This window comes from Streptomyces sp. NPDC016845 (genome assembly GCF_044332585.1).
Taxonomy (GTDB): Bacteria; Actinomycetota; Actinomycetes; order Streptomycetales; family Streptomycetaceae; genus Streptomyces.
In genome coordinates this window covers 17,650-32,497 of record NZ_JBIRPI010000029.1, presented here as the reverse complement: position 1 = coordinate 32,497, position 14,848 = coordinate 17,650, and the positions used below count along the sequence as shown (strand labels likewise).

The window sequence follows — 14,848 nt, the reverse complement described above, 5'->3', positions numbered from 1 at the left end:
CGGCCTGATGCCCCACAGGCGCTCGCCGGGCCGGGTGCTGGTCGTCACGCTGCTCGTCGTGACGGCCGGATACCTGGCCTGGCGGGTCGCCGTCCTCGCGGGCCTGGAGGCCCACTTCGGCAGCGGCTTCGACGAGCGGCGCTTCAACCGGCTGCAGCAGGAGTACGACCGCCGCAAGGATGCCTTCGCCCGGGCCGACGCCCGGATGCGGAAGCTGATCGCGGAACATCCCCGCGCCGAACGCATCGACTGGAGCCTGTACCGGACCTGCGTCCGCGAGCCGGGCCGCCCCTCCGACACGTGCACGACGACGCCCCCGCGCGACCAGAAGGTGTACGACGCCCTCCGGGGCGTCAGCGTGATCCTCTACCAGCCCAAGGACGAAGGCCGCACGTTCTACCGCTTCTACCACGAGGACCCCCCGCGCTACACGATCATGCGCGCCCCCGAGGACACCGCGGAGGAGACCGAGGAGTACGCGGACACCCACGGCTTCCGCTCCACCCGCCCCCTGGGGCCCGGCTGGACGATCCTCGGCCCTATCGACGACATCGGCCGCGAGGAGAAGCAGTTCCCGTAGGAGGGCTCGCGGAACCCTTCGCCGGGCAGCAGCAGGCACGAGAGGGAACCCCCATCCCCGTGCAGACGTCACTGATCGCCGTCGACCGTGGCATCGCGGGCATCGCGGACCGCACCACAGCGTCCGCCGGTGTGTGAACGCCGCGGACGCGGAAGGCCCGCTGATCCATCACCCGGCAGTCAATTCTGGGTGCGCGCCGGGACGCCGATGCCCCGTTTCGCGTCAGAGGATCCGCACCCCACTCAGGTCGTCCGTACGTTGGCTGCCGCACGGTTCAGTCAGCCACCGGTACATCGGCCAGACTCACTGCGGGGCAGCCGAGCATCCCGGTCAGTACGCGACGCTGGCGCTCCGTGAGGGTGGGCAGGAAGAGCGCGGCATCGGCCTTGGTCTGCTCACAGAGCGCGGCTACTTCACGGACCTTTCCGTAGCTCAGGAGAGTCCGTGAGGAATAGGGCAGGGACATCTTCCTGGCCCCGCCGTCCGAGACGCCACGGCGTTGCACGATACGACCCACGACCCGCATGCCGTGCTTCGTCGCCTGCTGGGCCGCCGTGTCCATCAACGCGGCGAAGTCCTTCTGTTTGCCAGAGAAGTAGCCGACGAGTACAACACCCGCTTCCTCGGGCACAAGAGCAGGAGCCCGATGCCGGGCTGGGACCGACCCCGCGCGGCGGGTGGGCCGTCGGTCACGCCTTCGGTGCTGATGCATGGCTGTCAGGCTAGAGGCGCTGCTGCCCGCGTCGGTACAGGGGCCTTCCCCATGCAGGTGGGCACGCGGTTATGAAGTCCCGCTGGCACAGATCGGGAACCGGTCGGGCTGCCGGGTCCGGGACGGCGGTGCGCACGCGTTTGCGCAGGCGGATTCCCACGCGTTCGCGCAGGCGGATTCCGGTGATGGACAACGTCCGCATGCTCCGGGCGACCCGCTTCTCGTTGGGCTTGGGCGCCCCCGGACTCGCCGTGGGCCGTGCGGATCTTCTCGGCCAGGTGTCCCGGTAGTCGTCGACGAACTGGAAGCGGCTCCGCACCAGTTCGTCTCCCCGGCGACATACTTGGCCACCTTGCCCTCGCCTCCAGCTGCCGGATCCGCTCGTCCGAAGCGTCCGACGACACCGCCGCCCCCGCCTGGACGGCCGGCCTTGCAGCCGTGGCGGTGACGCCGCGGCGTGCACGGTCCCGCAGCACCCGCTCCCGCGGGGTATGCCACCGTGTGCTGCTGACGGTCCGGTCCGAGAGGCCCCTGGCACTGGGCCGAAAGGTCTCAGCATGCTCGGCTAAGGTGGCGCCCTGATGAATGCGCGACAGTCAGGCGGTACGGATCCGGCCACCCCACTGTTGCGACTGCACCTTATGGGCGGATTCCGCGTCACGCGCGACGGCGGCCCCGAGCCGGCCGGACGCTGGAGCAGGCCCAGCGCTCAGACCCTTGTGAAACTCCTCGCCGTCACCCATGGCCACCGGCTCCACCGTGAACAGGCCCTTGAGGTCTGCTGGCCGGATGCCGATCCGCAGTCCGCGCTGCGCAGCCTGCGCGTCGCCCTGCACGCCGCGCGCCGCGCCCTGGAACCCGAGCTCGCGCCGCGCGCCACCTCCTCGTATCTCATATCTGACGGATCCCTCCTGCTGCTCGATCCGGCGACCGTGTGGATCGACGCGGACGCGGCGGAGACTCGGGCGCGCACCGCTCTCGCTTCCGGCAGCTCGGACCGACTGGCAGCCGCCGCCGCGCACTTCAGGGGTGACCTGCTGCCCGAGGACCGGTACGCCGATTGGGCGGTGCCGCGCCGTACCCGGCTCGCCGAGCTCCGGGAGCTGCTGCTGCTCAAGCTCGCCGAGGCACACCTGACGGCGGGCGCGCATCAGGACGCGGCAGCCGTCGCTGGGCAGGTCCTTGCCGTAAGCCCGGCCGAGGAGGCAGCGCACCGCCTCCTCATGGAGGCGTATTTGCGTCAGGGGCTTCGGCGCCTCGCGGTGCGTCAGTTCCACGTGTGCCGGGCGGCGCTCGACGCCGAACTCGGGGTGGGCCCGGGGCCCGAGACCGAGCGGCTGCACCGCCTCGCCCTCACCGACACCCCGATGGACGGCCTGCCCACACCTTCGCTGCCAGGTCCCGTGCGGGCCATCACCAGCTCACCCCTGCACGGCCGCGACCAGCCGCTCGCCATGCTCGCCGGACCGGACAAGCCCCCCGTGGTGCTGCTCACCGGGGAGGCGGGGGTGGGCAAGACGCGCCTGGCGGGTGAGGCGGCGCGGCGGGCCGCCGAGGGAGGGGCCGCCGTACTGTGGGGCGGCGGGCACGACGCCGAAGGGCACACCCCGTACGGGGCGTTCGCCGAGGCTCTGGACGGCTGGCTCGCCGAGTGGGGCGTCACCGAGCGGGCCCGCGCGGGGGCCGAGTATCCCGACCTCGCGGCCTTCCTGCCGTCGTTGGGGCGGGTACGGGCGGGTACGGAACGCGCCCCGGAGGAGGAGCGCGGCCTGCTGTTCCGGGCGACGTCCGCCCTGCTCGGCCAACTCGCCGCGAGGCGGCCCGTCCTGATCGTGCTGGACGATCTGCACGCCGCCGACGAGGGCTCCTTCCAGCTCCTGAGCCATCTGGCGCGGCGGGGCGCGGCCGACGGGACGGATCTGCGGTTCCTGGTGACGTACCGCGAGGAAGAACTGCCCGAGGGCGATCCGCGCCGTACGGCCGCCGCCGCGCTGCTGCGGGCCGGGCTGGCCGCGCGCGAAGAGGTGACGCGCCTGGATCGCGCGGCCTGTCTCGCGCTGGCCCGCGACGCGGGCGCTCCGGACGCACGCCTGGACCGGGTCTGGGAACTCTCCCTGGGCAATCCCCTGTTCGCCCTGGAACTGGCGCACGGTCCGTCCGATGGCCCGGACGACCGGGAAACGCCGCGTAATGTACGGGAGTTGGTGGCTGGGAGGCTCGGTCGCCTGGACCGCGACACCCGCCGCGTCGTCGAGGCGCTCTCGGTGACCGGTGGTGAGGCCGCGCTGCCCGAGCTGCTCGATGTCGCCGCGCACGGCCTGCGTCCGGCTGTCGACGCCGTCTCGGCCGCCGATGCCCTGGAGCGCGCCATCGGCGCTTCACTCATCGAGGAGCGCCAGGTCGTGGTCGCGGGCCGGCCCCAGGAGGGGGTCGCGTTCCGGCATCCGCTGGTACGGCTCACCTGTTACCAGCAGCTGACGACGGCCCGGCGCCGCCAGCTGCACGCCGCATACGCTCAGGCCGTGCTGCGCGGCCGCCCCGACGCCGTCGATGCGCTCGCCTCGCACTTCGCTCGGGCCGACGATCCCCGGGCCGCCGAGTACCTGCGCCTCGCCGCCGAGCGGGCCGCCGCCGTCTACGCCAACGACACCGCCGACCGCTACTACCGCGACCTGGTCGACCGGCTCGACGTCGACGCGGCCCGCGCCCGCCTCGCCCATGCCCACGTGCTGCGCCGCATGGGCCACTTCGGGCAGGCCGCCGCTGTTCTGCGGCTCGCCCTCGCGGAGTTCGTGCGGCGGGGCGACCACGACGAAACGGTCCTCACGGCGGCCCGGCTCGCCGAGACCCTCGTCAAGTCCGAGGACCCGGAGGCCGGGCGGCTCGTCCTGGACGCGCATCCCCCGACCCCGGCCACCCGCCCCGGACCGACCGCCTCGCACCATCTCGCTCTGTGCGTCGTCACCGGCGTACAGGGGCGGTACGCGGACGGGGTCGCCGCCGCCCGGCGGGCCCTGTCGTCGGCGCGCGGGGTTCCCGGTGTCGCCGGTCAGGGACTCCTCGCCCGCTGCCACGCCGGCCAGGCCACGAACCTGGCGCTGGCGGGACGGTTCAACGAGGCGCGCGAAGCGGCCGACCTGGCCCTCGCGCCCGCGGAGGCGTACGGCGACTCGGCACTGCTCGGCTCGGTTCTCTCGGTACTGCGGGAGAACGCGCGGCGCGGTGGGCGACTTCGGGAAGCCGTCGAGACGGGACAGCGGGCGCTGCGTCTCGCGGAGGAGTCGGGAGATCCGACCGCGGCGGCGTTCGAGCGGGCCAACCTGGCCGAGCTGCATCTGCTCCTGGAGGAGTACGACGCGGCGCGGAAGCTGGCGGAGGCAGCGGTGTCCGGGGCGGACCGGAACGACGCATGGTCACTGCCGTACGCGCTGGCCGCACTCGGGCGAGTGCTGGTGCGGGGCGGCGACGTCGCGGAGGCCGCCCCGTTGCTCGACCGGGCCGAGGAGACCGTGGGAGTCGTGCGGGACCGGCAGGCGCGTGGCGAAGTGCGCTCCGCACGAGCCGAGTTGTTCGTACGCCGAGGAGAGCCGGAACGTGCCTTGGCCCTGTTGGACGAACGAGAGGCGCCAGTGATCTCAGCATGGGCGCATGTACTGGCCGGCGATGTGGTGACGGCCCGCCGGGTGGCCCGGGGCGAGGTGAAGCGGGCCCAGCGGTCCGGTGAGCGGTTGGCGGAGGTGGAGGCCGGGATCGTATGCGCGGTGGCGCTGGGCGGGGGCGCGGGGTATTCGGCGTTGGAGCGGGTACAGGTGCTGGCTCGCGGCTTGCCGTACCCCGCGGGGCTGGGGAGAGTTCGGCGGGCCATGGAGGCGGGGTGGAACGGGGTCGCACCCCACTGATGTCTGCACGTATACGTATCCGCATCCGGTCCGCGTCCGGTCCGCATCCGGTCCGCATCCGGTCCGTATCCGTGGTTTTCGGCAGATGTGGTGCTGTCGCGAGCTTCAGCCACGTAGGGCCGGTGCGCCTGCGTGCGCACCGGCCCCCTGTGTCTCGCTCGCCGGGCATGGCCAGGGGTTCAGGAGAGCTTGTAGGCCGTCACCTGGTGGATGCCGTAGTCGGTCACGTAGTAACCGCCGCCGAACTGGGCGACCTCGCGGTTGCGGCCGGTGTCGTCGCTGTTGAGCGACAGGACCTCGTCGACGCCGTCCCCGTCGAGGTCCCCCGCGAAGTAGTTGCGCGCGCCGTTGAGGCCGATGGAGCCGACGCTCGGTGCCCAGGAGTCATCGGAGTCGATGATGCTCGGGTCCCACAGGTACAAGCCGCCCTCGGTGCCGGCGACGAGCAGTTCACGCCCTCCGGGGCCCGTCATGAATCCGCCGCCGTAGGACTGGGGCATGACCAGTTGCATGGTGTCGTCGCCGTTCGCCCTGAAGCGCCGGAACGACGCCGTACCGCCCTCGTAGAGCGCTCCGTCCTTGGCGAAGAAGCTGTTGTGCGTCCACAAACCTCCCGACGTCCAGGTGTGCAGTACCTCGCCGGTGCGGCCGTCGCGGATCTCGAAGTAGTTCTGCGGGCTGAGGGCGGTGGCGGAGTCCCACCGGATGGGCGCGTTGACGGCCCAGGTGTAGATCACCGCGTGTCCGTCGGCGTACGGGATCTCCTTGGAGGCGAAGACGCCCTCGTTCGGGGTGAGAGCGCGGATGCCGCCGACCGCGGTGCCCGGCGCCTCGGGAGCGGCCGACCAGCGGGCCTTGCCGGTCTTCGCGTTGACGGCGACAGCGCTCGACACCGGATTGTCCAGCTGGAAGGAGTTCAGGCCCGCGTAGCCGGCGTAGACCTTGCCGTCGTTGACCGACGGGTCGCTGAAGCGCACGTCGCCCGCGTCCTCGGGAGCGCTGTACGTCCAGATGGTGTGGCCGTCGCCGTGGTAGGCGCGCAGCGCGTCGGTCGGGACGAGGATGTCCTGGGCGCCGTCACCGTCGAGGTCGGCCAGCTTCGCCGTGTGGACGAACTGACCGCCGCCGTCGATCGTGGCGAGGGTCTTGCCGGTTCGGCCGTTGAGGACGACCGTGGCGGTGTCGGCCGCGACGACGATCTCGGGTCTGCCGTCGCCCGTGACGTCGCCGATCTCGATGTCGTGGACGGCGCCGGGCAGGGTGGCCTGCCACAGCTTCTCGGGCGTTGAGCCGTTCACGAGCGAAGGACCGGAGTACGCCCACACGCCGTTCGACGAGCCGCCCATGACCAGGTCGTTCTTGCCGTCCTTGGTGAGGTCGGCGCTCTTGGCGAAGGCGATGTCGCCCATCAGCGGCGTCACGCTCTCCGCTTTGCCGTTGGTGAGCTTGAATGTGCGGATGTTCTGCGACTGGTCGATCAGGCGCACATGCGTGCCTTGCGCGTCGCTGTACAGGTCCTGGTACATCGGTGCGGCGGCGGCGCCCTTGGACCGCCACTTGACGGTGCCGTTGGCGGCGTAGACGGTCAGTGTCCCGTACCGGCTGCCGCCGAGGTTCTCGGCCTCCTCGTACGCGTCGTTGTCCTGGGCGGAGGTGACCAGCTTGCCGTCGGCCACCGTCATGCCGAAGACACTGGGGCCGCTGTTGCCGTCGTCCTCGTCCCGCTTGACCGAGTCCGACCACCGGAGCCGGTCGGCGCTGTCGCCGCTGACGACGCGGACGGTACTGGCGTTGACGAGGTAGTTCTCGTCGAACGAGGACTCGGCCACCGCGTACTCGTCGCCGGCCCTGCCGCCGAGGTCACCGATCGTCAGGGCGGTGGGAACCACGTTGTCCCGGCTCTGCAGGGTGGCGCGGTGACCGGTCTTCAGGTCGTACGCGACGACCTCGTAGTGCACCGCGTCGGTGGTGTCCGCCTGCTCGATCGCGACGATCCGCTTGCGGCCGGCGTCCAGCCGCGTCTGGCGGCTGTACAGCATGCTGTCGGTCTGCCAGGTGACGGAGCCGTCGGCGGCGTCGAGCACGAGCGTACGGCCGCGCCCGCCGACGCCGTCGGCCTTCTCCAGGTTCCAGGAGACGGCGACCTTGCCCTTGCCGAGGTCCTGGATGTCGCCCCAGTTCGCGGACCGGGCTTCCTCGGTGTCGTACGTCCAGGTCCGCGCCGGGGTCAGCTTGCCCTCCGGGCCGGCCGCGAAGCGGATACCGGTGAGAGTGGCGGTCGCGTCGGCCGGGACCCCGGCGTCACCGCTCATCCGGGGCGCGTCGGCGACCAGCAGGGTGCCGTCGACGATCTTCACCAGGGAGGCGCGGTTGTACAGCTTCGACCACAGTGTGCCGCCGGTCCTGCCGTCGAGGACCGTCACGAACGTACCGGTGGTGAGCGACGAGCCCGGGCTGCTGAACGGCCGCGTGTACGGGGGCGTGCCGACCTGCGCCGAGAACACCAGGTCGGGTACGCCGTCGCCGGTCAGGTCCCCGGCCGAGTAACCGGAGTCGGAGTTGGGCGTGAACGGCGAGACCGCGTTGTAGCCCATGAGGATCTGCGCCGGGTACGGCTCCGTCTTCCAGACCTGGAGCGGCTTGACCTGCCAGTCCGTGAAGAACGAGCTGCTGTCGCGGGCCCATTTCTGGCTGCCGTCGGCGGTGTGAAGCTGTACGTAGCCCATGCTGTGGACGGAGAAGTAGTCGCCCTTGTCGCCGGCCGGCACCGTGGCACCCATGCCGCGCACGCCTTCCAGCGTGGACTTCGCGGTCATGGTGACCTTGGTGTTCGGGTCGACGTCGGTGGACGCACGGCGCGGCGTGGCGCCGGTGGACGCACCTCCTGGCGTGGCGCCGGTGGACGCACCTCCTGGCGTGGCGCCGGAACCGTCGTCCTTGGCCGTTCCTGTGGTGTCGTCGGCCTTGACCCATGGGTCGATGGACACCTGGGCGGCGAGCTTCTTCGCCGCGGCGCTGGTCAGCTTCGTCGTCGAGCCGCTGTCGCCGTCGACGGCCGCGGCCTGCGTTACGGCAGTCAGGCACAGACCCGCCGCGACCAGAGCGGAGGCGAGCGCCAAGGCGCGCCGCGAGTGGTGGGCTCTCATCACTTGGCTCCCTGTGTGACGCGGACGGCGGTGCCGTCGGCGAGCACTGACTGGTTGAAGGAGTACTGGAGGGCGTCGGTGCCCGACTGGTTCGCGATGCCGACAGTGGCGCCCGCGCCCTTGTCGGCGACCGACTTGTACTGCAGGGTCACGGCGCCGGTGGCCTCGTCGAAGACGACCTCGAAGGTGGCGCGGCCCGAGGTGCCGTTGGCGTAGGCGGCGTTGTTCCACACGATGGCGAACCTGCGGTTGCCCTTGGTGCCGGTGGTCGCCGTCTGCACGGAGGACTTCCTGTCCAGCGTCAGGTCGTCCCACAGCGGGGCGATGAAGCCCTTCACGCTGTTCGTGCCGACGGTCGGCAGCGCGGTGTTGCCGTAGTCGCCGACACGGGAGGAGAGGAAGTTGACCAGGCCGTCGGTGGTGACCGAGGCGGAGGAGTACGAGACGCCGTAGTGCTGCACCGAGAAGGGCAGCGCGACGGGGGCGGAGTCCTCGTCCCCGGACAGGGCGACCTTCTTGGAACCCGCGATCCACGTGTAGGCGGCCGGGGCGCAGGAGTTGCCGGAGGTGTCCATGCGGTTGGGGACCTGGACGTTCTTGGTCAGGTCCGCGGAGGTGACGGTGGCGGCGCCGGTGTAGACGCCGTTGCACAGGACCGGTGCGGCGGGCTCGACGGTCAGGGTGTAGGAGCCCTCGGAGACCTTGGCGAAGGTGTACTCGCCCCGGTCATCGGTGGTGACGGCGGCGAGCGGCGAGCCGTTCATCTCGACCTTGGCACCTGCCAGGGCCTTGCCGGTGACGTCGAGGACGGTGCCGGAGACCTGGTGCGCGGGGACCGCGCGCAGCGCGAAGTCCTGGGTGAAGGTCTGCTGGGCGGCGAGCGTGACACCGGTCGCCGAGCCGGTCGCGTAGCCGTAGCCGCCGGAGGCGAAGGAGTACGTGCCCGGGGCCAGCGGCAGACGGTACGAGCCGTCGGCGGCGGTGGTGACCGTGCGGACGGAGCCCGCGGCGTCGGTGGCCCTCACCGTGAAGTTGTTCAGAGCCGCACCGGTCGCCTTGTCGGTGACTTTGCCGGTGACGGTGGCCGCGGTGTGCGGGGCCGCTTCGACGGAGGCGAGGATGTCGAGCTTGCCCTCGCCCCAGACGTTGTTGGCTCCGGCGGTACCACCGCAGTGCGTGTCATCGACGTCGATCGCGCCCTCGTCGAGGAGTTTGTGGGTCTCGTCGATGTTGCCGATCAGGGCGGGGGTCGCCGACCACAGGAGCGCGACGGCGCCCGCGACGTGCGGGGTCGCCATCGACGTACCCTGCTCGGTGTTGTACGAGGAACCGGGCCAGGTGGACTCGATGTCGACGCCCGGCGCGGTGATGTCCGGTTCCGCCGAGCCGTCGACCCGCGAGGGGCCGAAGCCGGAGAACCCGGCGATTTCGCCGCTCGCGTCGTAGGCCCCGACGCCGTAGGAGTCGGCCTGCGCGCCGGGCGGGTCGGTCGTCGCGCAGGTCGTGCCGTCACCGGAGTTGCCGGCCGCGAACGCCTCGAAGATGCCCGCGGAGTGCCAGGCGGCCAGGATGTCCTGGTAGAAGGGGTCGGTGCCGCCCGTGTTGCCCCAGGAGTTGTTGACGATGTCGGGGGCGAGGTCGGGACGCGGGTTCCGGCCGTTGTGGTCGGTCGGTGCGAGGATCCACTGACCGGCTTCGAGCAGGTTCTCCTGGTAGCAGTAGCCGGCCGAGTCACATGCTTTGGCAGCCATCCACTTCGCGTTCGGCGCGACACCGATGCCGTTCTTGGCGACCATCGTGCCCATGGTGTGGGTGCCGTGGCCGTTGTCGTCGCACGGGGTGCCGTCCGAGGGGCAGGCGCCGAACGTGTCGTGGAAGTTGTAGTCGTTGGTGAAGGTCCCGTCGCCGTTGTTGCCGCGGTACTGCTGCACCAGGTCCGGGTGGTCGTACTGCACGCCCGAGTCGATGTTGGCGACGACGATGCCCTCGCCGCGGTCCTCGTACCGGTCCCAGACCTGGTCGGCCTTGATGTCGGAGACACCCCACTCCGGGGCGTCGCCACCGTCGGCCGACGACTCGGTCGTCGCCGGCGTGGTGCGCGACCCGGTCACCTCGGCGTCGGAGGTCTCGCTGTCGTCAAGCTTGAACTTCCGCGCCTTGATGACCGACTTCACGTCCGAGCGCGTGGCGAGCTGGTTCACCAGGTCCTGGTCGCCGGTGACTTGCACCGTGTTGGCGATCCAGTAGTCCTTGTGGCCGATCTTCTCCTTGTCGAGGAAGGAGGTCAGCGACCTCTGGCTGGACTTGGCGTGCGTGCGCAGCTCTTTGTAGGCGGCCGTCGCCTTCTTCGCGTGGGTCTTCTGCTTCTTGGCGCCGGACAGGTTTGCCTGGTCCTTCAGGACCACGAAGAACGTCGCGTCGCCGCCCTTCGAGACGGCGCTGCGCAGCAATGAGTCGATCTTCGCGGTGCCCGTTGTGCCCGCGGTGGGCAGGGTGTCGGCGGTGGCGGCCGGCATGCCGCCTACGGTCAGAGCGGTCGCGGTCAACGCGGCCGCCGCCCATACGGCGAATCTGCGCCGGGGCGGTCGGGGCAGGTGCATCGGGGGTGCTCCTCCGGGAACGGGGCGGTGAAGCTCGCACGCTAGGTAGCCGCCGTTACTGAGGAATTACTGATCGCTCGCCCCTGCCCCGCGCCGCGTTGTCACCACAAGCTGTCGCCTGGATCGCCGGTCCGGACAGCCCAACCGCCTGACGGCCGGTCAGGCCGACGACGCGGACTCGCCGCTGGAGCCGGGAGACAGATCATCCACACGCTCGACGGCCGGCGCTCGGGGCTGACCGTGGACTGCGTCGACTGCACGGACACGTCCCACCACATCCCAGTCACCGGCCTCGCTCCGCTCCTACCAGCCCATACTCTTGGCGACCTCGCCCTGGGCCGTGGCGATGTCTTCCTCAGTGGACTCGGCGATGTCCATCTCTTCGAGACGCGCCAACAGGTCTGTCAGCGCTTGCTTCTGAGCGGGATGCGTGATCGGTACGTTGAGAAGCCCGCCCCCGGTGGAAGGACGCTTTCATGTGGAACAACATCGGCGACTGGTTCGAGAACGCCGACTGATCTTGCCGCCCGGTTCGGCAGGGCCAACCGTTGCAGGGTTCAGTCGCGCCGCATGGAGACAACGTCAGGGCGCCTCGGGACCGGAGCGAACCTCGGCCACACGTCCCGATCGGCGACGGACGCCATGGCGCTGCGCCGCCGATCGACACGTCATAGCCCTTGGCGGTCTTCGACGATGAAGCGCGCTCGCCGAGAGAGCTCGTCGAAAGTGATGATCTCGACTTCCTTGTATAGAGACGCCGGTACCTGGGGCGGCCGGGCTGATCAGCGAAGGGTGCGCAGGAAGATGTCCGCTTTGCCGTTGGTGTCGTCGGGGACGAGGTCCTCTGCTGTGGACCGGAAGATCACATGGCGCCCATCGGCGCTGACCGCGTCGATCCCAGCCGTGGCGGGACGGTCGGTGACGGTCTCGTCGGTGCCCGTCTCCAGGTCGCGCAGTGTGAGCGGTGCAGGCCCGGTCGTACCGGAAGGGGTGTGCAGAAGGTAGCGGCCTGTGGGGTCGATGGCGACGCCCTTCACGCCGGATACCTGCACGGCAGTGCCGGAGGCGACATCGTGGACGTATGTGTCGGGGCCCGAGAGGTAGACGATCTTGCTGCCGTCGTCACTGAGCTGGACGAGCTCGGCCGCCCTGCCTGAACCCTCGATCGGATAGACGACGGTGTTGTCGGCCCAGTCCCACAGAAGGATGTCCTGCTCACCGCCGTCCTGGTAGGCGAGACGGGTCCCGTCTCCGCTGATGGACGGCCGGATCGATGCGGTGTTGTGGATGATGTCGATGGTCTGCAGCTCGCCGGTGTCCGGTCTGCGGACCTCGACGCGCTGGTTGGTCTCCGGATACCTGAAGCGGACGGTGATCGCCTGGTGACGTTCGCTCGCGCCCATGGACGCCTCGCAGGTCAGGAGCGAGCAGGTGTAAGCGGACGACCATCCCAGGCTCAGGTGGTTCTGATACAGGGCCGTGCTGTCGAACCTGGGTGCCAGATAGGCCAGGACCTGCCCGTCGCTGCTGAGCATGGGCGGCGCCATCGTGGGCCCGCCGAACTGCCGGTTCTGCCCCGTCGCCAGATCGCGGACGAAGACCCGGTCGTTCCTTCCCGTGTTGCCGGGGGTGAGGTTGTTCGCGTACGAGGAGAAGACCACGCGGTCGCCGGCCGGTGTGATCGACGCCTGGGCGGAATCGTCGTTGGCCTGGGTGCCGTCGGCCGCGACGCTGACCCTCTCGACACCGACCGAGCGGACGTCGGCACCGCCCACGCCGCCGCCGGGCCCGGCCCAGGCCGCTCCGGGCAGGACCGCCGTGACCACACAGATCACGGCCGCCGCGCTCAGGGCGGCCCGGCCGCGTCTGACTGTAACCCGGTTCGTACTTCCCCGCATGTCTCCCCCAGACAACTTCCGCCTCGGTACCCCATCCGGAGAACCACCGACATGCAAACGTCACAGAGCGACGCGGTCAATGCGCCGGTGCGCCAGATGTCCTGTCGGGGGGAACGGTTTCGGCCATCCGAGGACCGTTCCGTCACTTGGCCCTCTCCCGCCACGACGAAGGAAGCCGGGTCCGTCAAACGCACTGCACAACGGAGCCGAAGGAGCCGACAGAGCCGACGGAGTAATTGAGGCTGCTGCCGCGCCGCTGATGAGCGGCCGCCCGAAGGTGGCAAGCCGAAAGCGTCCAGCGCGAGACATGGGAACTTCGCGTCGCCACCCCGTGTCGCAAGCCGTCGCCGCCTGCTTCGTCCGCCCGCCACGGACCACTTCCCGGTTTGACCGGATGCCGCCTCCGTTTTACTCTCGAAGGCATACGGAGGCAGCATCCGTTTCGACGGCCGCACATTTCCGGCAGACAGGAGGCCGCATGAACGCCAGTGAACCGCGAGGGCGCAAGCCACGCGCGGACGTGCAGCGCAATCGCGCGGTCCTCCTGGAGACCGCACAGCGGCACTTCTTGCGGCACGGGGTCGGAACCTCCCTCGAGGCGGTGGCCAAGGAGGCGGGCGTCGGACCCGCCACCTTGTACCGGCACTTCCCCACCCGGGAGGCCCTACTGGCCGCAGTACTGCAGACGCGCTCCGAGGAACTCGTCGCCCACCAGGCGAAGATCGAACAACTCGGCCACTCCGCCGAGGCGTTGGAGCAGTGGCTGCGGGCGATGGAGTCTTACTTCAGCGCCTACAGCGGCCTCCCGGAACCGCTCATGGCCGCAGCCAGGGCGCAGAAGCCCGACAGCCCGCTCACGATTCCCTGCGACATTCTCATCGCCGCCACCGACCGGTACGTGGAAGCGGCCCAGCGCGCGGGACACGTGCGCGCGTCGGTGCGGGGGTACGACCTGTTCCTCGCGGCCTGCTCCATTGCCTGGATCAAGGGCAACGACACCGAGGAGGAGTCGCTGGACCGCCTCCGCTCGCTCATCGCGAGCGGTTATCTGGAGCGGGACATGCAGGCGTAGCCGCTCGGACACCCGCTCCGCCGATCCCCGGTCCTCCTCCGATCCACTCTCGGCGGATCCACCCCACATTCTCGGGCTGTGCCTCGCGCGGCCTCTCCTCGCGCTGCCCCTGTACCGGTGTGACGTTTCGAAGCCCTTCAAAGCCCCCCCAAGGCCTCTCAAAGCCCCTCAAAGGACAAATCATGAAAATAACTGTTATAGGCGCCGGTGCCATCGGTGGGAACCTCGCCTCCAAACTCAGCACGGCCGGTCACGATGTCCAGATCGCCAACGCCCGCGGACCCGAGACCATTCGCGCCGAGATCCTGGAGTCCGGGGCCCGCGCGGTGGACCTGGAGCGGTCGGTCCAGGGCAGGGACGTGATCATCCTGTCGATCCCGTTCGGAGTGGCGGGCCAGCTGGCGGACCTGTTCGCCTCGGTGCCCGAGGAGACGGTGGTCATCGACACCTCGAACTACTACCCGGGCATGCTCAGCGAGCCGATCGAGGCGGTGGACAACGGCCAGGTGGAGAGCGTGTACACCGCCGAACAGCTCGGCCGTCCCGTCGTCAAGGCGTGGAACGCCGCCCTGGCCGAGACCCTGCGCACCCGCGGCGTCCCGGCGGGAACTCCCGGCCGTATCGCCATCCCGGTCGCCGGCGACTTCGACGAGGCACGGAAGGTCGCCATGAGCCTGGTGGACGACACCGGCTTCGACCCCTACGACGCGGGCACCCTGGCCGACTCCTGGCGCCAGCAGCCCAACGGCCCCGCCTACTGCACCGAACTCACCCTCGACGAGCTGCCCGCCGCCCTGGCCGCGGCCGACCGCGAGAAGGACACGGCCGTCCGCGACAGCGTGCAGGAGCGCTGGACCGCCCTTCCGGCCAACCCCACACTTGACGACATCGTCGAGATGAACCGCGCCGCCCACCGGTGATCCACCCGGCACGCCCTCGCG

The 14,848-nt window shown here is 70.3% G+C and carries 8 protein-coding genes; 4 read left to right on the top strand and 4 right to left on the bottom strand.

Annotated features, from left to right (window positions below; all coding sequences use genetic code 11):
- Positions 1 to 7 precede the first annotated feature (7 nt).
- Positions 8 to 580, top strand: a complete 573-nt coding sequence (locus tag ACH4RC_RS37695; protein WP_398208899.1) for a hypothetical protein — start codon at positions 8 to 10, stop codon at positions 578 to 580.
- Positions 581 to 854: 274 nt separating this feature from the next.
- Here the strand turns inward: ACH4RC_RS37695 and ACH4RC_RS37690 are convergent, their stop codons facing one another.
- Complete coding sequence (locus ACH4RC_RS37690; protein ID WP_398208897.1) at positions 855 to 1,211, bottom strand: hypothetical protein; 357 nt, start codon at positions 1,209 to 1,211, stop codon at positions 855 to 857.
- A 722-nt stretch (positions 1,212 to 1,933) separates the two neighbouring features.
- On the opposite strand from ACH4RC_RS37690, the gene ACH4RC_RS37685 reads away from it, so the two are divergent.
- The gene (locus tag ACH4RC_RS37685) at positions 1,934 to 5,191 is read left to right on the top strand and encodes an ATP-binding protein (RefSeq protein WP_398208895.1); all 3,258 of its coding nucleotides are present in this window, start codon (positions 1,934 to 1,936) and stop codon (positions 5,189 to 5,191) included.
- A gap of 179 nt (positions 5,192 to 5,370) precedes the next feature.
- On the opposite strand, the gene ACH4RC_RS37680 is transcribed toward ACH4RC_RS37685, so the two are convergent.
- From ACH4RC_RS37680 to ACH4RC_RS37670, 3 genes are all read right to left on the bottom strand, one after another.
- The gene (locus ACH4RC_RS37680; RefSeq protein ID WP_398208893.1) at positions 5,371 to 8,337 is read right to left on the bottom strand and encodes an FG-GAP-like repeat-containing protein; all 2,967 of its coding nucleotides are present in this window, start codon (positions 8,335 to 8,337) and stop codon (positions 5,371 to 5,373) included.
- Complete coding sequence (locus tag ACH4RC_RS37675) at positions 8,337 to 10,937, bottom strand: S8 family serine peptidase (protein WP_398208891.1); 2,601 nt, start codon at positions 10,935 to 10,937, stop codon at positions 8,337 to 8,339. Before ACH4RC_RS37675 ends, ACH4RC_RS37680 begins: the two co-directional genes overlap by 1 nt.
- A gap of 782 nt (positions 10,938 to 11,719) precedes the next feature.
- Entirely contained in the window at positions 11,720 to 12,772 is a 1,053-nt protein-coding gene (locus ACH4RC_RS37670) for a hypothetical protein (protein ID WP_398208889.1), read from the bottom strand.
- A 541-nt stretch (positions 12,773 to 13,313) separates the two neighbouring features.
- Between ACH4RC_RS37670 and ACH4RC_RS37665 the strand changes: the two genes are divergently transcribed.
- Positions 13,314 to 13,907, top strand: coding sequence for a TetR/AcrR family transcriptional regulator (locus ACH4RC_RS37665; protein ID WP_398208887.1), 594 nt, complete (start codon positions 13,314 to 13,316; stop codon positions 13,905 to 13,907).
- A 182-nt stretch (positions 13,908 to 14,089) separates the two neighbouring features.
- Positions 14,090 to 14,827, top strand: a complete 738-nt coding sequence (locus ACH4RC_RS37660; protein ID WP_398208885.1) for an NADPH-dependent F420 reductase — start codon at positions 14,090 to 14,092, stop codon at positions 14,825 to 14,827.
- Positions 14,828 to 14,848: the final 21 nt, after the last annotated feature.